The 21,376-nt window shown below is 70.1% G+C and carries 25 protein-coding genes; 9 read left to right on the plus strand and 16 right to left on the minus strand.

Annotated features, from left to right (window positions below):
• Positions 1 to 33: 33 nt before the first annotated feature.
• The 8 genes from OG741_RS17015 to OG741_RS17050 form a co-directional block, all read right to left on the minus strand.
• A complete protein-coding gene (locus OG741_RS17015; protein WP_405598722.1) occupies positions 34 to 816 on the minus strand; it encodes an ABC transporter permease in 783 nt (260 codons plus the stop codon).
• Entirely contained in the window at positions 813 to 1,805 is a 993-nt protein-coding gene (locus tag OG741_RS17020; RefSeq protein WP_405598725.1) for an ATP-binding cassette domain-containing protein, read from the minus strand. The genes OG741_RS17015 and OG741_RS17020 overlap by 4 nt, the downstream gene beginning before the upstream one ends.
• A 93-nt stretch (positions 1,806 to 1,898) precedes the next feature.
• Complete coding sequence (locus tag OG741_RS17025) at positions 1,899 to 2,744, minus strand: DUF4097 family beta strand repeat-containing protein (protein WP_405598728.1); 846 nt, start codon at positions 2,742 to 2,744, stop codon at positions 1,899 to 1,901.
• Between the two features lie 80 nt (positions 2,745 to 2,824).
• Complete coding sequence (locus tag OG741_RS17030; RefSeq protein ID WP_405598730.1) at positions 2,825 to 3,355, minus strand: hypothetical protein; 531 nt, start codon at positions 3,353 to 3,355, stop codon at positions 2,825 to 2,827.
• Positions 3,356 to 3,585: 230 nt separating this feature from the next.
• The gene (locus OG741_RS17035; protein WP_405598733.1) at positions 3,586 to 4,524 is read right to left on the minus strand and encodes a Ku protein; all 939 of its coding nucleotides are present in this window, start codon (positions 4,522 to 4,524) and stop codon (positions 3,586 to 3,588) included.
• A gap of 113 nt (positions 4,525 to 4,637) precedes the next feature.
• Positions 4,638 to 5,090 (minus strand): iron chaperone, encoded by a 453-nt coding sequence (locus tag OG741_RS17040; RefSeq protein ID WP_405598736.1) that lies wholly within the window; start codon positions 5,088 to 5,090, stop codon positions 4,638 to 4,640.
• Positions 5,091 to 5,285: 195 nt separating this feature from the next.
• Positions 5,286 to 5,783 carry a hypothetical protein gene (locus tag OG741_RS17045; protein WP_405598738.1) on the minus strand — a complete coding sequence of 166 codons (498 nt, stop codon included), beginning with the start codon at positions 5,781 to 5,783 and terminating at the stop codon, positions 5,286 to 5,288.
• A 133-nt stretch (positions 5,784 to 5,916) separates the two neighbouring features.
• Positions 5,917 to 6,324 carry a RidA family protein gene (locus OG741_RS17050; RefSeq protein ID WP_405598740.1) on the minus strand — a complete coding sequence of 136 codons (408 nt, stop codon included), beginning with the start codon at positions 6,322 to 6,324 and terminating at the stop codon, positions 5,917 to 5,919.
• A 109-nt stretch (positions 6,325 to 6,433) separates the two neighbouring features.
• On the opposite strand from OG741_RS17050, the gene OG741_RS17055 reads away from it, so the two are divergent.
• The gene (locus OG741_RS17055) at positions 6,434 to 6,814 is read left to right on the plus strand and encodes a winged helix-turn-helix transcriptional regulator (RefSeq protein WP_405598743.1); all 381 of its coding nucleotides are present in this window, start codon (positions 6,434 to 6,436) and stop codon (positions 6,812 to 6,814) included.
• A 124-nt stretch (positions 6,815 to 6,938) separates the two neighbouring features.
• Positions 6,939 to 7,196 carry a hypothetical protein gene (locus tag OG741_RS17060; RefSeq protein ID WP_405598745.1) on the plus strand — a complete coding sequence of 86 codons (258 nt, stop codon included), beginning with the start codon at positions 6,939 to 6,941 and terminating at the stop codon, positions 7,194 to 7,196.
• On the opposite strand, the gene OG741_RS17065 is transcribed toward OG741_RS17060, so the two are convergent.
• Entirely contained in the window at positions 7,160 to 7,483 is a 324-nt protein-coding gene (locus tag OG741_RS17065) for a hypothetical protein (RefSeq protein WP_405598747.1), read from the minus strand. The genes OG741_RS17060 and OG741_RS17065 overlap by 37 nt on opposite strands.
• Positions 7,484 to 7,689: 206 nt before the next feature.
• Here OG741_RS17065 and OG741_RS17070 point away from each other — a divergent pair, with 206 nt between their 5' ends.
• The 6 genes from OG741_RS17070 to OG741_RS17095 all read left to right on the plus strand — a co-directional run bounded on the left by OG741_RS17070 (position 7,690) and on the right by OG741_RS17095 (position 13,101).
• Positions 7,690 to 8,652: a GlxA family transcriptional regulator gene (locus OG741_RS17070; protein ID WP_405598749.1), complete on the plus strand. Its 963-nt coding sequence runs from the start codon at positions 7,690 to 7,692 to the stop codon at positions 8,650 to 8,652.
• An 82-nt stretch (positions 8,653 to 8,734) separates the two neighbouring features.
• The gene (locus OG741_RS17075) at positions 8,735 to 10,381 is read left to right on the plus strand and encodes a penicillin-binding transpeptidase domain-containing protein (RefSeq protein ID WP_405598751.1); all 1,647 of its coding nucleotides are present in this window, start codon (positions 8,735 to 8,737) and stop codon (positions 10,379 to 10,381) included.
• Between the two features lie 80 nt (positions 10,382 to 10,461).
• Positions 10,462 to 10,950 carry a YbaK/EbsC family protein gene (locus tag OG741_RS17080; RefSeq protein ID WP_405598753.1) on the plus strand — a complete coding sequence of 163 codons (489 nt, stop codon included), beginning with the start codon at positions 10,462 to 10,464 and terminating at the stop codon, positions 10,948 to 10,950.
• Positions 10,947 to 11,798, plus strand: coding sequence for an EamA family transporter (locus OG741_RS17085; RefSeq protein ID WP_405598754.1), 852 nt, complete (start codon positions 10,947 to 10,949; stop codon positions 11,796 to 11,798). Before OG741_RS17080 ends, OG741_RS17085 begins: the two co-directional genes overlap by 4 nt.
• 43 nt (positions 11,799 to 11,841) lie before the next feature.
• On the plus strand, positions 11,842 to 12,618 hold the full coding sequence (locus OG741_RS17090; protein ID WP_405598756.1) for a DUF817 domain-containing protein: 777 nt from the start codon (positions 11,842 to 11,844) through the stop codon (positions 12,616 to 12,618).
• A 48-nt stretch (positions 12,619 to 12,666) separates the two neighbouring features.
• Positions 12,667 to 13,101: a VOC family protein gene (locus OG741_RS17095; RefSeq protein WP_405598758.1), complete on the plus strand. Its 435-nt coding sequence runs from the start codon at positions 12,667 to 12,669 to the stop codon at positions 13,099 to 13,101.
• A gap of 13 nt (positions 13,102 to 13,114) precedes the next feature.
• Here the strand turns inward: OG741_RS17095 and OG741_RS17100 are convergent, their stop codons facing one another.
• The 5 genes from OG741_RS17100 to OG741_RS17120 all read right to left on the minus strand — a co-directional run bounded on the left by OG741_RS17100 (position 13,115) and on the right by OG741_RS17120 (position 17,762).
• A complete protein-coding gene (locus OG741_RS17100; protein WP_405598759.1) occupies positions 13,115 to 13,894 on the minus strand; it encodes an SDR family NAD(P)-dependent oxidoreductase in 780 nt (259 codons plus the stop codon).
• A complete protein-coding gene (locus OG741_RS17105) occupies positions 13,891 to 15,057 on the minus strand; it encodes a serine hydrolase domain-containing protein (protein ID WP_405605615.1) in 1,167 nt (388 codons plus the stop codon). The genes OG741_RS17100 and OG741_RS17105 overlap by 4 nt, the downstream gene beginning before the upstream one ends.
• 116 nt (positions 15,058 to 15,173) lie before the next feature.
• Complete coding sequence (locus OG741_RS17110) at positions 15,174 to 15,920, minus strand: ABC transporter ATP-binding protein (protein ID WP_328676914.1); 747 nt, start codon at positions 15,918 to 15,920, stop codon at positions 15,174 to 15,176.
• A complete protein-coding gene (cbiQ, locus tag OG741_RS17115) occupies positions 15,917 to 16,678 on the minus strand; it encodes a cobalt ECF transporter T component CbiQ (RefSeq protein ID WP_266475659.1) in 762 nt (253 codons plus the stop codon). The genes OG741_RS17110 and cbiQ overlap by 4 nt, the downstream gene beginning before the upstream one ends.
• 1 nt (position 16,679) lies before the next feature.
• Positions 16,680 to 17,762: an energy-coupling factor ABC transporter permease gene (locus OG741_RS17120; RefSeq protein WP_405598763.1), complete on the minus strand. Its 1,083-nt coding sequence runs from the start codon at positions 17,760 to 17,762 to the stop codon at positions 16,680 to 16,682.
• A 156-nt stretch (positions 17,763 to 17,918) separates the two neighbouring features.
• Between OG741_RS17120 and OG741_RS17125 the strand changes: the two genes are divergently transcribed.
• Entirely contained in the window at positions 17,919 to 18,266 is a 348-nt protein-coding gene (locus tag OG741_RS17125) for an SsgA family sporulation/cell division regulator (protein ID WP_405598765.1), read from the plus strand.
• 145 nt (positions 18,267 to 18,411) lie between these two features.
• Here OG741_RS17125 and OG741_RS17130 read toward each other — a convergent pair whose 3' ends face one another.
• Both OG741_RS17130 and OG741_RS17135 read right to left on the minus strand, forming a co-directional pair.
• Positions 18,412 to 20,577 (minus strand): MMPL family transporter, encoded by a 2,166-nt coding sequence (locus OG741_RS17130; RefSeq protein WP_405598768.1) that lies wholly within the window; start codon positions 20,575 to 20,577, stop codon positions 18,412 to 18,414.
• Positions 20,578 to 20,692: 115 nt separating this feature from the next.
• Positions 20,693 to 21,268, minus strand: a complete 576-nt coding sequence (locus OG741_RS17135; RefSeq protein WP_266475652.1) for a TetR/AcrR family transcriptional regulator — start codon at positions 21,266 to 21,268, stop codon at positions 20,693 to 20,695.
• Positions 21,269 to 21,376: the final 108 nt, after the last annotated feature.

The following is a 21,376-nucleotide window of genomic DNA, read 5'->3' on the forward strand; positions in this document are numbered from 1 at the left end:
GAGTGAGCACCCCGCCCTTGTGTGTGCCGGTGCTCAGCGCGTGGTGCTGCCGTTGAAGAGCGACCGCGACCAGACGTAGCCGACCAGCGCGATACCGGCGCACCAGGCGAGCGAGATCCAGCCGTTGTTGCCGATCTCCGAGCCGGAGAGCAGGCCGCGCAGTGTCTCGGTCATCGGCGTGAACGGCTGGTATTCGGCGAACCAGCGCAGGCCCGGCGACATCGACTCGGCCGGCACGAACGCCGAGCCGAGGAACGGAAGGAACTGGACGAGCAACGGCTTGTTGCTCGCCGACTCGACGGTCTTGGAGATCAGCCCGAGCGCCGTGGACAGCCAGGTCACCGCGAAGGCGATGGCGACGAGGAAGCCGGCCGCGGCAAGCCACTCCAGCGGGGTCGCCCCGGACCGGAAGCCGACGGCGAGCGCGACGCCGACGACCAGCACGGCGCTCACCATCGTCTGGATGACGCTGCCGATGACATGCCCCGTCATGAACGACGAGCGCGTGATGTTCATGGTGCGGAAGCGGTTGATGATGCCCTCGGTCATGTCGGAACAGACAGCGATCGAGGTCGACATCGAGCCGGCGGCCACCCCCATGATGATGATGCCGGGCGTCAGATAGTTCAGATACGCGTCCCGGCCGCCGCCCATCCCGGCGCCGATCGAGTCCCCGAAGGCGTACACGAACAGCAGCAGCATCAGGATCGGCGTCATGGCGCTGCCGAACCCCACGGACGGATAGCGGATCGCGTGCTTCAGATTCCGCCGCAGCATCGTCATCGAGTCGTGCACGGCGTAGGTGAGGCTGCTCATCGCAGGGTCTCCTTCACGTGGAGCGGGGTGGCGGCGGTGCCTTCGCCGGTCAGGGCGAGGAACACGTCGTCGAGGTCGGGGGTGTGCACGGAGAAGTCGGCGGCGCGGACACCGATGGCGTCGAGCCGGTCGAGCAGGGCGCGCAGCGCGTCGAGCCCGCCGTCGCCCGCCACGCGCAGGGCGAGCTCCTCGTCGTCGCGGGCCGCGCCGGGGAAGGCGGCGGCCGCGCGCTCGTACTCGTCGGGGTCGGTGAACCGCAGGCGTACATGGCTGCCGGGGATCTGTGCCTTGAGCTCTTCGGCGGTGCCCTCGGCGACGATCCGTCCGCCGTCGAGCACCGCGATCCGGTCCGCCAACTGGTCGGCCTCCTCCAGGTATTGCGTGGTGAGGAAGACGGTGACGCCGCCTGCGACCAGCGAACGCACGGTTTCCCACATGGTGCGGCGGCTGCGCGGGTCCAGCCCGGTCGTCGGCTCGTCGAGGAAGATCACCTGCGGGTCACCTACGAGCGTCATGGCGAGGTCGAGCCGGCGCCGCATACCACCGGAGAAGAACGCGGCGCGCTTGTGCGCGACGTCCGCGATCTCGAACCGCTCCAGCAACTCCTTGGCTCGCTTGCGTCCTTCACGCTTGCCGAGGCGCAGCAGGTCGGCCATGAGAAGCAGGTTCTCCTCGGCGGTGAGCAGGTCGTCGAGCGCGGCGAACTGCCCGGTGACGCCGATCGCGGCGCGCACGCCGTCCGGTGCTGCGGCGACGTCGTGGCCCGCGACCTGGGCCTGCCCGCCGTCGGCGGAGATGAGTGTGGACAGGATCTGCACGGTGGTGGTCTTGCCGGCGCCGTTCGGCCCCAGCAGCGCGAACACAGTGCCGGACGGGATCCGCAGATCGATGCCGTCAAGGACGGTCTTGTCGCCGTACGACTTGCGCAGATCGGCGGTGGAGACGGCGACGGACGGCTGCCGGCCGTCCCCCTGCCTAGGCATGGGCATGGGCATGGGCATGACAGAAGAAGGCACGGGGCCCTCCCATTCGAAGGTGTGGTGAGCGGTGAAGTGGCCTTGCTTGTAAGGAGATGGGGCGGGTCAGGCCCGGGCGCGGCGGATGTCGATGTTGCCGTAGCGGGTACGGGCCCTGACCTCGACCGTGTCCTCGCTCTTCTCCGGGCTCTCGGACGCGGTGAGCGCGTTGTGCACCTGGCCGGAGCCCGAGCTGACGTCGAGCCAGGCGGCCGCGCCCTCGCGGATGCCGACCTCGATGGAGCCGTAGGAGGTCTCCAGCTGGACGGTGCCGCGGGCGACGTCGGCGACGCGCAGCGTGCCGTGGGCGGTGGTGGCGGCGACCGAGCCCTCGGCGCGTTCGATGAGGATGTCGCCGTTGGCGCCACTCACCCGCAGATCGCCCCGGGCGTCGCCGACGATCGTGGTGCCGTGCGAGTTCTTCAGGACGGCGGTGCCGTCGACGGCACCGACGCGCAGGCTGCCGGAGCTGGTGGTGATCTCGGCGGGACCCTCGACTCGGTCCACGGTGATGCTGCCGTGGGACGCGGTCAGGTGCAGCGGCCCGGTGGTGTCGAGGCGGACGTCGCCCGACGAGGTCTTCACACGGACCTCGCCGAGCCGGCCCTCGCCGTGCAACTGGGCCCAGGCGCCGGTCATCTCCACCTGCGAGCCGGTGGGCAGTTCGACCGTCACGTCGACGGTGCCGGTGCGCCCGATGAGATAGCGCTGCTTGGGTGTCCTGATGGTCAGCCGGCCGCTCGCGTACGTGACCTCGGTCTGCTCGGCCGCCCGCACGTCCTGGTCCTTCTTCGGGTCGCGGGGCTTCACCTCGACGAGGGTGTCGAGCCGGTCGGCGGCGATGAACCAGATGGATCCGGCTTCCACGTGGGCGGTGGCCGAGATGGTCGCGGGGGTGTCGAAAGAAGGCATGGCTGTCCCGTCCTCTTGGGTCTACGTGGCGTCCCTGCTGGTGGGACGTGGTGTGGGTGAAGTGGGGTGGCGGGGCGCGGCTAGCGCACCCAGCCCGTGAAGCTCTGTCCGACGGTGCGGGTGGTACGGGTCTTCTCCGTCGTACGTGACTGGCCGCCGCCGTCTACCGCGGCCGACACGGCTCGTACCAGCCACGCGTTGACCGACAGGCCCTCGCGGCTCGCGGCCTCCTCGGCGCGCGCCTTGAGGTGGGCGGGCAGGCGCAGATTGACGCGGGCGGTGCCGCCGTCGTCGCCGTCGGCGGGTGCCGGGGCCGGTGCATTGAGCGGCTCGGCGGGCCCGCTCTTGTCCTCGTACGCCTCGTCGCCCGCCGGCCGCGTCACCACGAAGTCGGGGTCGAGCCCGCGCAGCCGTACGTCGACCGACCCGGGGGCGAGTTCACGGGTGATCTCGTCCATCGCGGCGGAGAGCACATTGAGCATCGTCAGGCGCGTCGCCGACTCCAGGGGAGCGGTGAGCCGCTCGGCCAGCTCGCGGGCTTCTTCGCCGCCGGCTTCGGCGGCCACCGCGAGTTCGCGGCGAAGGTTGTCGACATACGGCGTGAGGTCCATGACGCCATAGTGGCACCACTATGGCGCCACACGCAAGCCCACAAGAAGAGCGGTTGCGGGCGGGCGCCAATCCGGCGGATCTGACCTGCGAAAACGTGCCGACATTGAGGTGCGCCAACGCGGTGCCACGTGGAGTCGCGGCCACTCTGGCACCTCAAGTGGCACCACGTGATGCCACGAGGGCTGAACGGAGCCGGAGTCTGATCGATCAGAGATCCGCCGGACAGGCCCTATGCGCTCTTCGGCTTCCGGCCGGTGGCCTTCTTCGCGGCCGCCTTCTTGGTCGTGGTCTTCTTTGCTGCTGCCGTGGTCTTCTTGGCCGCGGCCGCCGTCTTCTTCGCCGCTCGTTTCTTCGGCATGTCGTGCACGGTGGCGTGTTCGCCGCTCTCGCCCCGCGATTCCTTCGCCGCCTGTACGGATGCGTTCAGCGCGGCCATCAGGTCCACGACCTGACCTGCCGGCTCCGGCTCGCCTTCCGGCTTGGGCGGCTGCTTCCCGGCGGCCTTGGCGGCGATGACCTCTTCGAGGGCTTCGCGGTAGCGGTCGGTGTACCCGGAGATGTCGTCGGTCGCCATCGTCTCCATCAGCTGGATCGCGGCGTCGATCTCGGAGTCGTCCAGGTCGACCGTCTTCGGCGTCAGCTCCGCGGGGTCGCGGATCTCGTCGGGCCAGCGCATCGCGTGCAGGACGAGCGCGTTCTCCTTGACCCGCAGGAGACCGAGGCGCTCCCGGTTGTGCCAGGCGAACTTGGCGATGGCGACCTTCGCACTGCGCTCCAGGGCCTGGCGCAGCAGCACGTAGGGCTTGGCGGCGACTGCCCCGTCCGCGGCCAGGTAGTACGAGTCGCCGATGCGCACCGGGTCGATGCTGTCGGCGGGCACGAACGCGACGATCTCGATCGCCTTGGCCGTCGGCAGGGGCATGCTGTCCAGGTCCTCATCGGTGACCTCGACGATGGTGTCCTTCGCGACCTCGTAGCCCCGGCCGATCTCGTCGCCGCGCAGCTGCTTGCCGTCGATCTCGCACACCTTGCGCGTACGGATCCGGCCGCCGTCCTCCAGGTGGAACTGGTGGAAGCTGATGGAGCGGTTCTCGGTGGCGGGCAGCACCTTGATGGGGATCGTGACCAGGCCAAACGAGATGGCGCCGCTCCATACGGGCCTCGGCATGAGCGACCTCCTCAGCAACCGGGACACCAGCCTAAGACGCCTCAGATGCATCAGCACGCGCAGACGTCACCGGTGGCCGGCGGCCGATGCGGCGGGAGTCAGCGGCGCGCCCCTCAGCTCACTGCCTGCTTCACGAGCGCACCGATCCGCGCCTCCACCTCTGCCGTCAGCTCGGTCAGGGCGAAAGCGACCGCCCACATCGTGCCCTCGTCCAGCTTCGCCTGGTCGCTGAACCCGAGCGTCGCGTAGCGCGATTTGAACTTCTCCGCGCTCTGGAAGAAGCAGACGACCTTGCCGTCCAGCGCGTAGGCGGGCATCCCGTACCAGAGCTTCGGCGCGAGGACCGGGGCACTGGCTGTGATGACGGCATGGACGCGCTCGGCCATGATCCGGTCCGATTCCTGCATCTCGGCGATCTTCTCGAGCACGTCCCGCTCCGCCTCCGCCGCCTTGTCCGCGCGCGAGCTGCGGCGCGCTTCCTTCTTCAGCTCCTGGGCGTGGTCCTTCATCGCGGCCCGCTCCTCGGCCGTGAATCCCTCGTGCTTACCGCTTCCGGTGCTGCTCATGGCAGATCTCCCCCTTGAGGATCTGAATGTGCGGGATCTTGAGAGGGGACCTTATCCCCGCACACTGACAGCGGGCTCGCCATCCCTACGGCAGCTCGACGGCACCGAGCACAGATCCGGGCGGCTCACCTGGCCATATCCCCAGCATGCGCCCGCCGGGCCCCCGGCGCCCCGGACTGACAGGCGGGGCCACGGTCACGTGCCGCGGCGCTGCTCCTGGACGGCCTTCATGAGGTCCTCGATGGCGGACTGGGTCTCGCGCTCACGCGCGTCATCGATCGCTTCGAGAGCGGCGGCCGCGGCCTCACGAACGTGGTGGGGAAGCCCGTCCGCGGCCGTGAGGCGGTAAGCGGCCTTACGGCGCGCCAGGCGCTCGGCGGGGTCTACCGCGAGGGGGCCGGACAGCGGAAAGACGGCGGTCCTGTACGCGGATATCTCCAGCACCACCATGTCCGCGACTCCGTCGGCGTACCCGAGCGCGGCAGCCTTCCCCTGTCCTTCCCGAATGGTTGCGATCATGCGGCGGCGGGACAGGACCGTGCCCATGGCGGCGCCGCCTCCCAGGGAAAGGCCGCAGGCGACGGCGAGGAACGGCCCGTCCCAGACGAAGCCGGTGAGTGCTCCGAGGCCCGCGAGCGCGACGGTCCATGCGGCCGCTGTCCGGGAGCTCATCTGCTCGGGTGTGCTGTCCATGGGGGGAGTCTCCCAGCCGGTACCAACAGCCCGGCCCCCGGCCTCAGTTCTCGGGCTCCGCTGCCCGTCGTGCCAGGCCCCCGCGCCGCGGCGGACGCGGGGCTCAGGCAGCCCGGGGGCGAAGAGTGCCCGTTCAGTCGATGACGGCGGTGGCTTCGATCTCGACCAGGTGGTCGGGTACGTCCAGTGCCGCAACGCCCAGCAGCGAGGCGGGGGGTGTCGCGGTGACCCCCAGCTTCGCGGCCGCCCGGCCGAGCCCCTCCATGAGCAGGGGCATCTTGTCGGGGGTCCAGTCGACGACGTAGACGGTCAGTTTCGCCACGTCGTCGAAGGAGGCGCCGGCCGCGGCCAGGGCGGTGCCGATGTTGACGTAGCACTGCTCGACCTGAGCGGCGAGGTCGCCTTCGCCGATGTTGACCCCATCGGCGTCCCAGGCGACCTGCCCGGCGATGAAGACCAGCTTCGACCCGGTCGCGATCGACACCTGCCGGTAGGCGTCGATTTCCGGCAATCCGTTGGGGTTCACCAGGGTGATGGCCATGCTGTCTACCTCCATTGCGATAAGAACCGCTCTCTTGCGGTTACTGGGAAACCGTAGGAGAGTGGCCGCTGACATGGAAGAACGCACTTTTCGGTGACTGGGGAACCTGATGGTGACCAAGCAGTTCAGCGGCTCGGCCGACGAAGCGGACGTGCGGCGTGCGGACTCCCTGGCGCGGGAGATCTTCTCGGACGTCGCCAACAAGTGGGCGCTCCTGATCATCGAGGCCCTGGGGGAGCACACCCTGCGCTTCAGCGAGTTGCGCAACGAGATCCAGGGCGTCAGCCACAAGATGCTCACCCAGAACCTGCGCATGCTGGAGCGCAACGGTCTGATCGAGCGGACGGTGCACCCCGTCGTGCCGCCGCGGGTCGAGTACACCCTCACCGAGCCGGGCCAGGCCCTGCGGGTGACGATCGACGGACTCTGCGACTGGACCCACCAGTTCCTCGGTCACATCGAGGCATCCCGCCACCGCTTCGACGCCTGACGGGGTTGAGTACCTGGCCGGCAGAAGCAACCCTTCCAGGTGTGCGGAGGTCCTACCAGGCGTCGTACTCAGAGGACAGTCTCTGTCGATTCGTACGGGTAAGCCGACTGGAAGGGCGCACTCCATGGAGCTCGGTCCCACCTTCTGCCTGGACGTTCCGGAGGGTTTCGACGACTCGGACGCCGAGACCGGCGTGCATCCCATTGCCAGGAAGCTGTTCCCGGCCACAACTGCCGCGGAAGCCTTCAAGAAGGCCCATGAGTGGGTGCGGGAACAAAGAATCCGCCTGGCGGACGTGTCGTGGGACTACCTCCACGACGAGGACGAGCCCTACTGCCTGAGCATCTATTTCGTCTTCGAGCTGGATCCCGAAGACACCTGACCACGACCGTGAAGTATCGAGCCGTTGCTCCCGGGCCTGGGGCGGTGGGCCGACGGGCGCCAGTTCCCCAGGGCGTCGCGGTGGAGGAGGAGGACCTCGGTCCCGCTTTCGTCGAGCGGCGCGTACGCGCGCGCTTCCCGCTCCGGGAGGGAATGAGCCAGCCGTGCCGCAAGCCGCCGGGCGTCGTCCTCGTCCTTGGCGTCCCGGACGACGTAGAAGTGCCTGACGGTCCGGTCCGTACCGGTGCGGAGGCGGAACCCCACCATCCACAGATGATTGATGAACAAGAGTCCGCTCCCTTCGGCGGCGGATGGTCACCCTTCGCTCTTACGGCCCGTGGCGCTCACGCTAGTGACTGGCCGAATTACGGCACAGGGGCTGGATCGACAAACAGCAACGGATTCCCGCCACGCGTCTGACGTGGGAAGATCTCGCCTTTGGGGGTTTTGCCCGGGCTATTGGCTTTGGCCGGATTATGTCTATCGTTGATGCCATGCACACCGTGGCAGTTCTCGCGTTGGACCGGGTGCTGGCGTTCGATCTTGCGGTTCCGGTCGAGGTTTTCGGATGCGTACGGCTGCCGGACGGCCGGCGGCCGTACCGGCTGCGGGTCTGCGGGGTGACGCCTGACGTGGACAGCGGCACGTACGTCGTGCGGGCACCCTGGGGGCTGGAGGCGCTGGCCGACGCGGACACGATCATCGTGCCCGGCCGCTCCGACTACACCTGCCCGCCCGCCGAGGAGGCCATGGAGGCGTTGCGGGCAGCGGCGGCGCGGGGGACCCGGATCGCCTCGATCTGCTCGGGAGCGTTCACCCTGGCCCAGGCGGGGCTCCTCGACGGTCTCGCCGCGACCACGCACTGGCTGGCCACCGGTGTGCTCGCGGAGCTCTACCCGAAGGTGGAGGTCCGTCCGGACGTGCTGTACGTCGACAACGGCCGGCTGCTGACGTCGGCCGGGGCGTCGGCGGGCCTGGACCTGTGCCTGCACATGATCCGGCACGACCTGGGCTCCGCCGTGGCGGCCGACGCCGCCCGCCTGATGGTGATGCCGTTGGAGCGGGAGGGCGGCCAGGCCCAGTTCATCGTCCACCAGCAGCCCCCGGTGCCTCAGGGTTCGGTGATCGAACCAGTTCTCACGTGGATCGAGGAACACCTGGGCCAGGACCTTTCCCTGGAGAGCATGGCGGCCCGATCCGGGCTGAGCGAGCGGACCTTCAGCAGGCGGTTCCACGAACAGACCGGCACCACGCCCCTGCAGTGGCTGCTGCGCGCACGGGTTCGCCGGGCCCAGTACCTGCTGGAGACCACCGACGACCCGGTCGAGCGCGTGGCGGACCAGGCCGGTTTCGGCTCGCCCACCGCGTTCCGCGAGCGCTTCAAGCGAGTGACCGGAACAACGCCGCACGGCTACCGCGCCTCGTTCCGCGGTCAGCGGGCAAGCGCCCGGACCTGAGCGTCGCGGTCCGATAACGGCCAACCCTGCTGTCACTCCTGTCCCGTAGAGTTCGTGGACTCCTGGGGAGGGGACTGCAGCCATGCGCAGTGGAGCGAAAGTCGCCGTCGTCGGCGGCGTATTCCTGGTGGTCGCCAGTGGCGTGGGCTACGGCGGCTACAACCTGTACAACGGGCTGACCGGCAACGGCGGTGGCGGGGCCGACACCAAGTCCGCGGCCTCGCCCAAGAAGAGCGGGCCGCTCAGTACCGAGGAGATCGACAAGGCAGCGAAGGACTTCCTCGCAGCCTGGGCCGGCGGGAACGCGCCTGAAGCCGCGCAGCTCACCAACAACGCTGCCGAGGCAGAGCCGTTGATCGCCGGGTACCGCGATCAGGCGCATGTCTCCGCGGCCGTGATCACGCCGGGCGCGGCCGTCGGCACGAAGGTGCCGTTCACGGTCAGGGCGACGGTGACGTACGCGGGGCAGAGCAAGCCCTGGTCGTACGCCTCCGAACTGACCGTCGTGCGCGGGCTGACCACCGGGCGGGCGCTGATCGACTGGGTGCCCGCCGTCGTCCACCCCAAGCTGACGAAGGACACCGCGCTCAAGACGGACCAGGCCGCGGCCCCGCCGATCAAGGCCGTGGACCGCAAGGGGCGGGAGCTGACAAAGGAGAAGTACCCCTCGCTCGGGCCCGTCCTGGACTCGCTGCGCAAGAAGTACGGCGAGACCGCGGGCGGGACGGCCGGTGTCGAGCTGGTCATCGCGTCCGGCAACGACTCCGCGCCCGACCAGACCCTGCTGACCCTCACCAAGGGCAAGGAGGGCACGCTGACGACCACTCTGGACGCGGATGTGCAGGCCGCCGCGGAGAAGGCCGTGAAGCAGTACGGGCATGCGTCGGTCGTGGCGGTCAAACCCAGTACGGGCGAGATCCGCGCCGTCGCCAACAGCCCCGCCGACGGCTACAACACCGCGATGATGGGCGCCCAGGCACCCGGCTCCACGATGAAGATCGTGTCCGCGACGATGATGATGGACAACGGTGTCGTCGACGGACCGGGTACGAAGGTGGAGTGCCCCCCGACCGTCACGTGGGAGGGCGTCACCTTCCACAACCTCGACGACTTCAAGATTCCGGGCGGCACGTTCAAGGACAGCTTCCGCCGGTCCTGCAACACCGCCTTCATCAAGGCCGTCAAGCCGCTGAACAAGAGCGGCATCGCCGGCCGCGCACTGGGCGAGACCGCCCGCAAGTACTTCGGTATCGGCCTCGACTGGCAGACGGGTGTCGTCTCCGTCGACGGCAGCGTGCCGGAGTCCTCGGGCGCGGAGACCGCCGCCTCGTACATCGGGCAGGGCAAGGTCGCCATGAACGCGCTCAACATGGCCTCCATCACCGCCACAGCCAAGAGCGGCGCGTTCCACCAGCCGGTGATCGTCCCGCAGTCCCTCGACGACCGCGAACTGGCCACGGCCCAGCCGCTTCCGGGCTCCATCGCGCAGGCGCTGCGCGAGATGATGCGCGCCACCGCGCAGTACGGCACGGGCGCGCCCGCCATGTCCGGCGTCGGCGGCGACAAGGGCGCGAAGACCGGTTCGGCGGAGGTCGACGGACAGGGCAAGTCCAACAGCTGGTTCACCGGGTACGCCGACGATCTCGCGGCCGCGGCGGTGGTGCAGTCGGGCGGGCACGGCGGCGATGCGGCGGGCCCGGTGGTCGCGCAGGTGCTGCGGGCCCGCTGAACCCGGGGATGCCCGGACCCGCCGCACCCCGGCGGAAAGCCCCTCGCGTGGCCCGTACAACGACCGCTAGCGTGCGGGCCATGAGCACACACGACACCGACGCCCACCCCCGCTTCGCCGAGGCGCTGCGCGAACTGGGGCTCGAGGTCCCGGTCCGCCGCTTCCCCGACGCCACCCGCACCGCCGCCGAGGCCGCCGCCGCGATCGGCTGCGACGTCAGCGAGATCGTCAAGTCGCTGATCTTCGAGGCGGACGGGGTGCCGGTGCTGGTGCTGATGGACGGCTCGTCGCGGGTCGACGTCGAGCGCGTACGGCAGGAGCTGGGCGCCGAGTCCGTCCGGCGCGCGAACGCCGATCTGGTCCGGGAGACGACCGGTTACGCGATCGGTGGCGTCCCGCCCTTCGGGCATGCCACCAGGACCCGCGTGCTGGCCGACCGGGGACTGCTGGACCACGACGTGGTGTGGGCGGCGGCCGGGACCCCGCACACGGTCTTCCCGCTCGACCCCAAGACACTGATCGCGCACGCGGGCGGCACGCCGGTGGATGTCCGCGAGCGTACGGCGTGACTCTTCTCGTTGCCGTCGCGGTCCTCATAGCCGCCGTCACGCACGCAAGTTGGAACGCCATCGCGCACACCATCAAGGACCAGATGGTCGCGTTCACGCTGATCGCCGGTGGCGGCACGGTGATCGGGGCCGCGCTCGCCTGCTTCTCGCCGCTGCCCGACGCCGCCGCCTGGCCGTATCTCGTCGCCTCTGCGCTGCTCCACATCGGCTATCAGGCGCTGCTGATGCGCTCGTTCAGCCTCGGCGACTTCGGCCAGATGTATCCGATCGCGCGCGGTACGGCGCCGCTGGTGGTGACCGTGCTCGCGGCGCTGTTCGTCGGCGAGAGCCTCAACGCCTGGCAGCTGGCGGGCGTCGTCATCGCGTCGGCGGGCCTGGTGGGTGTCGCCCTGTGGGGCATGAAGGGCTCCGGTGCACATCCGCACTGGCCGGCGCTGCTGGCCGCGCTGGCGACCGGTCTGTCCATCGCCGCGTACACCGTTGTGGACGGTGTCGGCGTACGCGCCTCGGGAACGCCGCTCGGCTATATCGCCTGGCTGATGATCCTGGAGGGCACGCTGATCCCCGCGTACACGTTCTACGTCCACCGGGGCGCGCTGCTTGCCCAGCTGCGCCCGTACGCGGCCCGCGGGCTGCTCGGCGCGGCCCTGTCGATCGCGGCGTACGGGCTGGTCCTGTGGGCCCAGACCAAGGCACCGCTGGCGCCGATCGCGGCGCTGCGCGAGTCGTCGATCATCGTGGGCGCGGCGATCGGAGCGCTGTTCTTCAAGGAACGCTTCGGCGGGCCGAGGATCGCGGCGGCCGGGCTGATGGTGGTGGGCATCGGGCTGATGCTGCGGGCGAGCTGACCGTCACCGAACCGCGCGGGGCGTTCGAGGCGTCCCTATCGGCATGGGGAAGATCTCGCACCGGGCACATCAGCTGCTCCGCTTCGGCTGGCTGAACGCCCGCAGCTGCGCCTTCGCGGTCGCGCTCGTCGGCGGCATAGCGCTGTCGGGCCTGCTGCCCGACGACCTGCCGATCGCCCGCTACGACCTGGTGCTGGTGTACGGGGTCCTGCTGGCGGTGCTGGCCAGGAAGCTCGGGTGGGACAGTGCCCGCGACACCGCGGTCATCGCCGGATGCCATCTGATCGGGCTGCTCTTCGAGCTGGTCAAGGTACGGATGGGCTCCTGGAGTTACCCGGAGGAGGCCCTGACGAAGGTCGCGGGCGTGCCGCTGTACGGCGGGTTTCTGTACGCGGCCGTGGGCAGTTACGTCTGCCGTGCCTGGCACCTGTTCGACCTGCGCCTGGACGGCTACCGGCCGCGGATCATGGCCGTCCTCGCCGGTGCGGTCTATCTCAATTTCTTCAGCCACCACTGGCTGCCAGATCTCCGCTGGGCGCTGGCCGCGCTGCTGCTGTGTGCCACCGCCGGGACATCGGTGCGCTACCACGTGGGGGCGCACAGCTACCGCATGCCGCTCGCCCTGTCGTTCGTGCTCATCGGGTTCTTCCTCTGGGTCGCGGAGAACATCTCGACGTACGCGGGCGCATGGAGCTATCCGGACCAGCTCGGCGGGTGGCAGCCGGTGTCGGTGGCCAAGTTCGGGGCGTGGGCGCTGCTGATCTCCGTCACCTTCGTCCTGGCGGCCGGGCAGCGCCGCCGGACGTCACAACCGGCGTAGGCGCACTGTCCGGAGCCGGCTGTCAGAGGCGGGGCGTACGGTCGAATCATGGCAGCCAGAATCGATTTGACGCTCGACTGCACGGACGCCCAGCTGCTCGCGGAGTTCTGGAAGCAGGCGCTGGGGTACATCGACGAGCCCCCGCCCGCTCCCTTCAAAACCCGTGAGGAGTGGCTCGCGCAGTTCGACCTGCCCGAGGACGACTCCGAGGACGACGGGGCGTGGCTCTGCGATCCCGACGGCGTGGGCCCCCGGCTCTCCATCCTCAAGGTCCCCGAGCCGAAGTCCGCGAAGAACCGGCTCCATATAGACATCAGGGTGCCGGGCCACGGCAGCCCCGAGGAGAAGTGGGCGCGGATCCGGACGGAGTCCGAGCGGCTGGTGAAGGCGGGCGGGACTGTTCTGGAGGAGGTCGACGAGCATCACGTGGTCATGGCCGACCCCGAGGGCAACGAGTTCTGCGTCGCGGCCGGTTCGGCGTAACCCGGGCGCCCGCTCACACGCCGTCCATCACCCCGGCGAACGCCGTGTTCACGGCCAGCAGCCCCCCGTCGACCCGCAGCGTCGTCCCCGTGATCCAGCCCGCGTCCCGCGAAGCCAGAAACGCCACCGCCGCCGCGATGTCGTCCGGCTCGCCCACCCTGCCCAGCGGGTAGACGCGGCTGAGCGCGTCGAGCTGAGCCTCGCGACCGGACCAGGCCGGCGTACGGATCGTCCCGGGGTTGACCTGGTTGACCCGGACGCCGCGGGGTGCCGCGTCGCCCGCCAGGGTGCGGGTCAGGGAGGCGAGGCCCGCCTTGGCCGCGCTGTAGGCGTGGTTGCCGAAGTCCTGCTCGGCGTTGACCGAGCCGATGTTGACGATCGCGCCGCGGCCGGACGCCGCCAGATGCGGCAGCGCGGCGCGCGCGCACCGGAAGGCGCCGGTCAGGGTGATGTCCAGGTCCCGCTGCCATACGTCGTCCGGCTCGTCCTCGAGGAGCGGGGCGTCCGTCCCGCAGGAGAACGCGTTGTTGACGAGCACGTCCAGCGTGCCGAAGCGTTCGACGGCGTACGCGACGGCCGCTTCGACCGCCGTACGGTCCCCCACGTCGCAGCCGCAGGACTCGGCCCCCGCGATGCCGCCCGCGGTCGTCGCGGCACGCTCGGCGTCGATGTCGGTGACCAGGACGCGGGCTCCCTCGGCGGCGAGCCGTCGCGCGGTCGCCTCTCCGATGCCGCGCGCCGCGCCCGTGATCAGTACCCCGTACCCCTCGAAACGTATCGTCGCGCTGCTCATAGCGCCGAACGTACCGCCCTGATCAGCGCCTGGGAGCGCGGATCGGCCGTAACCCCCTTGCGCAGCCCGTTGGTTACGTAGCCGAGCGCGACGCCCGACTCGGGGTCGGCGAAGCCGAGCGAGCCGCCGCGGCCGGGGTGGCCGAAGGAGCCGGGGCCGAGCAGCGGGCAGGCGGGGCCGTGGAGCATGAAGCCGAGGCCGAGGCGGGTGGGGACGATCAGGACGCGGTCGGGGCCTGCCGATTCCTCGGTGCGGGCGAGGGTGAGGGTGGCCGGGGCGAAGAGCCGGGGAACGCCGCCCTCGACCTCGCCGATCGTGGCGGCGTAGAAGCGGGCGAGGGCGCGGGCGGTGGATATGCCGTTGGAGGCGGGGAGTTCGGCGGCGCGGTAGGCGGGGTCGTTCTCCTCGGGCAGCGGGTCGATCGCCCCGAAGGCACGGCGGGTGAGGGATTCGGGGTTGCGGTAGGCCTCGGAGACGGCGGGCTTGGCGCGCAGTTTGAGCCCGCCTCCGTCTGCCGCGGCCGGCTCGTCGACCGGGCCGATCCGGCCCACCCGGTGTGCCTCGTCCGGCGGCAGGCCGATCCAGAAGTCCAGGCCGAGCGGGCGGGCGATCTCCTCGGCGACCCAGCGGCCGATGGTGCGGCCGGTGACACGGCGGACGAGTTCGCCGAGCAGCCAGCTGTAGGTCTGGGCGTGGTAGCCGTGGTCGGTGCCGGGCTCCCAGGCGGGGCGCTGCGCGGTGAGCGCGGCCGGTCCGCTCACCCCGTCGGCCGCCTCGTCCGGGGTGAGCGGGCGGTCGAGGACGGGCAGCCCGGCGCGGTGCGAGAGCAGCTGGCGTACGACGACACGCTCCTTGCCCGCCTCCTTGAACTCGGGCCAGTACGTGCCGACCGGGGCGTCCAGGTCGATCTGCCCGCGCTGGTGGAGCAGGAGGACGACGGCCGCGGCGACGCCCTTGGTCGCGGAGCGGACGATCTGGGCGGTGTCCAGGGCCCAGGGTTCGTGGCCGTCCACGTCCCGGGTCCCGGCCCACAGGTCGACGACCTTGCGCCCGTCCCGGTAGACGGCGACGGCCGCGCCGCGCTCGCCGCGCTGCTCGAAGTTGCGCACGAAGGCGTCCCTGACCGGCTCGAAGCCTTCCGCCACCGTGCCCCGGACGTCCACCGCGCCTGTTCTGCCGCTCCCGCTCATGTCCCCCATGGTGCAACGTGGTCCCCACGAGGTGACTGGCGGGTCAGCTCAGCGGAATCGAGACCGCGCCGGGCAGTGCCGGGGCGGCGTCAGAGGGACACGGACTGCGGGTTGAAGCCGAACGGCAGCTCCAGGCGGTGCGCGCGCATCAGCTCCTCGTCGCTCAGCAGCTCCTGCGTGGGCCCGTCCGCAGCGATCACGCCCTCGCTGAGGATCACCGCGCGCGGGCACAGCTCCAGCGCGTACGGAAGGTCGTGCGTGACCATCAGCACCGTGACGTCCAACGACCGCAGGATGTCGGCCAGTTCGCGCCGGGACGCCGGGTCGAGGTTGGACGAGGGCTCGTCCAGTACGAGGATCTCCGGCTCCATCGCGAGCACCGTGGCGACCGCGACCCGGCGCCGCTGCCCGAAGGACAGATGGTGCGGGGGCCGGTCCGCGAACTCCGCCATGCCGACCCGGTTCAGCGCCGAGACGACGCGCGCCTCCAGTTCCGGTCCGCGCATGCCCGCCGCCGCGGGGCCGAAGGCCACGTCCTCGCGGACCGTCGGCATGAACAGCTGGTCGTCCGGGTCCTGGAAGACGATGCCGACCCGGCGGCGGATCTCCGCGAGGTTCGCCCGGGCGACCGGCAGGCCCGCGACCGTCACCGAGCCGACGCCGCCGGTCAGGATGCCGTTGAGGTGCAGGACGAGCGTGGTCTTGCCCGCGCCGTTGGGCCCGAGCAGGGCGACCCGCTCGCCGCGGTCCACGGTCAGGTCGACGCCGAACAGGGCCTGGTGGCCGTCGGGGTAGGCGTAGGCGAGGCCGCTGACCTCAAGCGATGCGGTGGTCATAGGCTCCAGCCAAGCAGACAGACCGCGAGGGCGGTGAACGGGAGTGCGGCGGCGTAGGTCCACTGCGCGCGGCTCGCGGTCACCTCGTCGATGACCGGCATCGTGCCGGTGTATCCCCGGCTCACCATCGCCAGATGCACGCGCTCGCCGCGCTCGTAGGAGCGGATGAACAGGGCACCCGCGGACTTGCCGAGGACGCCCCAGTGACGGATGCCCCGCGCCTCGAAGCCGCGCGACCTGCGGGCGATCGACATACGGCGCATCTCGTCGGTGATGACATCCCCGTAACGGATCATGAAGGAGGCGATCTGGACGAGCATCGGCGGCAGTTTGAGCCGTTGCAGACCGAGCAGCAGGGAGCGCAGCTCGGTCGTCGAGGCGAGGATCACGGAGGCGGCGACGCCGAGCGTGCCCTTGGCCAGGACGTTCCAGGCGCCCCAGAGCCCGGGGACGCTCACCGACAGGCCGAGCACCCGCACCTGCTCGCCCGGGACGACGAAGGGCATGAGGACCGCGAAGGCCACGAACGGGATCTCGATCAGCAGGCGCCGCAGCAGAAACCCGGCGGGGATACGAGCCAGGGCCGCGACCGCCGCGAGCAGCACCGCGTACAGGGCGAAGGCCCAGACCGCCTCGCGCGGCGTGGAGACCACGACCAGGACGAAGCCGAAGACGGCGGCGAGCTTGCAGTGCGGGGGCAGCGCGTGGATCGGTGAGTGGCCGTGCCGGTAGAGCTTGTGGGTGTGGCCCGCGCCCATGTCAGACGGCTTCCGGTACGCGGGTGGGCTCGGCGTCCGGCGTACGGCGGCGGCGCAGCGACCAGAAGATGCCGGTGCCCGCGACGACGGTGACGCCGACGCCGATCACGCCCGCCAGGCCGCCGGAGAGCCGGGCGTCGGCGATGTCCTTGACGCCGTAGTCGGCGAGCGGGGAGTCCTTGGCCGCGTGCTCCTCGATGTTCTTGTCGATGCCCTTGTCGGCGGCGACCTTCTCCAGGCCGTCGGGGCTGGCGGAGGCGTAGAAGGAGACGAAGCCCGCGAGGACGAGGGCGCCGGCCAGGCCGGTGGCCCAGACCGCGCGGGGGTGGGGGTACCTCCCACGCCGAAGGCTGTGGGGGAGGGCGGCGACGGGCACGGGCCGTGCGGCGGCCGGGGCGTCGACCAACTCGCCGCCGACGCGCAGCTTGAGGGGGGCGGTCAGGCCCCGGGCCCCGTGGACGAGGTCGGGCCGGACGGCGACGACCGCGCCGACGGTCAGCATGGTGATCACGGCCTCGCCGATACCGATCAGGGCATGGACGCCGACCATCGCGGTCAGCACCTTGCCGACGGGGACGTCGGTGGTCCCCCCGACGGCGTAGATGGCGGTGAAGACGGCGGCCGCGACCGGCACGGAGAGCAGTGCGGCGACGAAGGACGCGACGGCGATCGCGCGGCGCACGCGGGGCAGCACCTTGACCAGGCCGCGGAAGAGCGCGTACGCGACGACGACGGTGACCACACCCATGACCGTGATGTTCACGCCGAGCGCGGTGAGGCCGCCGTCCGCGAAGAGGATGCCCTGCATCAGGAGCACAACGGATATGCAGAGCACGCCGGTGTAGGGACCGACCAGGATCGCGGCGAGTGCCCCGCCCAGCAGATGTCCGCTGGTGCCGGCGGCGACGGGGAAGTTCAGCATCTGTACGGCAAAGATGAACGCGGCGACCAGACCGGCCAGCGGCGCGGTGCGTTCGTCCAGCTCACGGCGGGCGCCGCGCAGGCTGACGGCGACCGCACCGGCGGCGACGACTCCGGCGCCCACCGAGACCGGGGCGTTGATGAATCCGTCGGGGACATGCATGTCGGGCTCCGCTTCGGACAGATGAATAACTGTTCAATGATAGAGCCTTGTTGCAAACGACTTGCAAGAGCGTGTCTGTCACAAATGGAGGTCGAGTTTCAGGCCCAAAATATGGGACATTAGATGACAAAGAGGACGAGCGCGAGGAGCCGGCCAATGTCCACAGTCGTCGAAGATCACGCATTGGCCCGGATCGTCACCGACGCTCCGCAGAACCGCTCCGTCGACGTCGTGCTGGGCTACGACCCCGACGAGGACCCGCAGGCAGTGTGCTTCGCGTTCCCCAGCGGCCGCGCCTGGAGCTTCCCGCGCGAACTGCTGGAAACCGGACTGCGCGCCCCCACACGCAAGGGCGACATCGAAGTCTGGCCCTGCGGCCGTGTCCAGACGGTGGTGGAGTTCCATACCCCGGATGGCGTAGCGGTCGTGCAGTTCGATTCGAAGGTGCTGATGCGCTTCCTGCGCCACACATACGCGATGGCCGCACCCGCCACCCAAGGGTGATGAGTACGGCCACCGAGTGCCGCGACGGACCCCGTCCCCACGGTGCCGTCGCGCCGCCGGGGACGTACGCCCCGGTGCAAGCACCGGCTCCACTGGAGCGGCTACACCGCGCCCCTTGGTTGGCGACGTCCCCGGAGCCAGATCGCTAGACGCGTACGAGCTCGCGCTCCTCGTCCGGGTCCTCGGGACTGCCGGCGAGTTCCTTGTGCAGCTTCTCGCCCTCGACGTCCACATTGGGCAGCGCCCGGTCCAGCCAGCGCGGCAGCCACCACGCCTTGTTGCCGAGCAGCGCGAGCACCGCGGGCACGATCGCCATCCGGACCACGAAAGCGTCGAAGAAGACCGCGATCGCGAGGCCGAAGCCGATCATCTTGATCATCTGGTCGCTGGAGCCGATGAAGCCGGAGAAGACCGCGATCATGATGACGGCCGCCGCCGTGACGACACGCGCCCCGTGATTGAAGCCGGTGACGATCGCCTCGCCGGGCCGCTGGCCGTGGACGAACGCCTCACGCATGCGCGTGACCAGGAAGACCTCGTAGTCCATGGCGAGACCGAAGACGACGCCCACCATGAAGATCGGCATCATCGACATGATCGGGCCGGTCTGTTCCACGCCGAGCAGCGAGCCGAGCCAGCCCCACTGGAAGACGGCGACGACCGCGCCGAGCGCCGCGACGACCGAGAGCAGGAAGCCGAGGGCCGCCTTCAGCGGGACCAGGACCGAGCGGAAGACCACCATCAGCAGCAGGAAGGCGAGTCCGACGACGAGCGCGAGATAGGGCAGCAGCGCGTCGTTCATCCTCTGCGAGAAGTCGATGTTCATCGCCGTCGCGCCGGTGACCAGCACGTCGTCGCCACTCCCGTCCCGGATCGAGTGGACGAGCTCCTCGGTCTCGGCGGAGGAGGGCCTGTCCTTCGGAATGACCGTGATCATTGACGTGTCGCCGGACTTGTTGAGGGTCGGCGGGGTGACGGCCACGACGCCGTCGAGGCCCTTGATGTCCTTGACCGTGCGGTCGGCCGCGCTCTTGTCGCCGTCGACGACGACCAGCAGCGGGCCGTTGAAACCGGGGCCGAAGCTGTCGGACAGCAGGTCGTACGCCTTGCGCTGCGTGGTGCTGACCGGCTGCGAGCCGTCGTCGGGCAGGCCCAGCTCCAGCGAGGATGCCGGTACGGCCATCGCGCCCAGGCCCACCACACCGGCGAGCAGCACGGTGACCGGGCGGCGCAGGACGAAGCGGGACCAGCGGGTGCCCATGTTCGGCTTGTCGCTCGTCTCCTTGCCCTTGCGGACCTTGCGGCCGAGCACCCGCTTGCCGGCGAAGCCGAGCAGCGCGGGTATCAGGGTGAGCGCGATCAGGACCGCGATCACGACCGTGCCGGCGGCCGCGAAGCCCATCTTGGTGAGCATCGGGATGTTGACGACGGCGAGGCCGACGAGCGCGATGACCACGGTCAGGCCCGCGAAGACGACCGCGGAACCCGCCGTGCCGACGGCCCGTCCCGCCGCGTCCTCACGTTCGCGGCCCTCGGCGAGCTCCGCGCGGTAGCGGGAGACGATGAAGAGCGCGTAGTCGATGCCGACCGCGAGGCCGATCATCGTCGCGAGCGTCGAGGTGGTGGAGCCCAGGTCGAGGACGTTCGCCAGCGCGGTGATCGTGGAGATCCCGATGCCGACGCCGATGATCGCGGTGAGGAGCGGAAGTCCGGCGGCGACCAGCGAGCCGAAGGTGATGACGAGGACGACCGCGGCGATGGAGACACCGATGATCTCGCCCGACCCGGTCTCCGGGGCGGCCTGCAGCGCGTCACCGCCGATCTCCACGGTCAGCCCGCTCTCGCGCGCCTGGGTGCCGGTCTCCTTCAGCGCCTCGCGGGTCTTGTCGCTGAGCTCCATCCCGCTGACCTTGTACGTGACCGATATGTAGGCCGTATCGCCGTCCTTGGAGACGGCCTTCGCGGCGAACGGGTCGGTGACGGAGGCGACCTGGCCGGAACCGGCCTTCAGCTCGGAGACCGCTTTGTTCACCACGGCCTTGTTGGCCGGTTCGGTCATCTTGCGGCCGTCGGGCGCCTTGAAGACGACCCGCGCGGTCGCGCCGTCGGGGCTGGCCCCGGGGAAGCGCTCCTCCAGCAGGTCGAAGGCCTTCTGCGCCTCCGTTCCCGGCATTGAGAAGGACGACGAGGAGGCAGTTGACGCGGAGGCCGCGCCGACCCCGGCGAGTACCAGCAGCGCCACCCACAGCAGGGCGACGAGGCGGCGGCGCAGGAAGGCGGACCGCCCGAGTTTGTAGAGGAACGTGGCCACGAGGGCGTACTCCCGTGTGTGAGGTGAACAGGGCATGGGGAGCCGGCCCGACGACGAGAGCGGCGCGCGTCAGGGTGCTGCTGGGTGGTGCGGGTCGCGCGGGGAGGTCGGTGCGTCAGACGCCGAGGGCGGGGAGGACCACGGCGTCGACATATTGCTTGAGGAAGGCCGGATCGGGAGTCCGGTCCTCGATCAGCTGCCGGCCGACGAAGGCGCCGATCAGCATGTGCGGGACGAAGTCGATCGCGCGATTGTCCACGCTGACCTCACCCCTTTCCACGGCCCGCCGCAGCAGCGTGTCGAGTCCGGTGATCTCGGGCTCGATCAGCAGCTCGCGCAGGGCGCGGTGGAGATCCGGGTTGCCATGAACGGCCTGGGCCAGACCCCGCATCAGCGCGGAGTCCTTCTCCATCTGACAGTCGTCGGTGCGCTCCAGCATGGCGTGGAAGTCGCCGCGCAGCGTGCCGGTGTCGATGTCGGCGACGCTCACCGGCTGGTTGTGCCGCAGCGCCTTGACGACCAGTTCCGGCTTGCTCCGCCACTGGCGGTAGAGCGTGGCTTTGCTGGACCGGGTACGGGCGGCGACGGCGTCCATCGTCAGGGCGTCGTAGCCGACTTCCCGCAGCAGGTCGAGCACGGCTTCGTACAGCTCTGCCTCGCGCTCGGGCGTGAGCCGGCTGCGCTGTGTCATGTCGACCTCCTTTCCCATCCGAACTGTCACATCCGGACTGTCCCGTCCGAACCGTCCCGTCCGAACGAAACGGTTTCGTACACCACGACCGTAGCCCAGACCGTCCGC

It is taken from the genome of Streptomyces sp. NBC_01410 (genome assembly GCF_045040195.1).
In the GTDB taxonomy this organism is placed as follows: Bacteria; Actinomycetota; Actinomycetes; order Streptomycetales; family Streptomycetaceae; genus Streptomyces.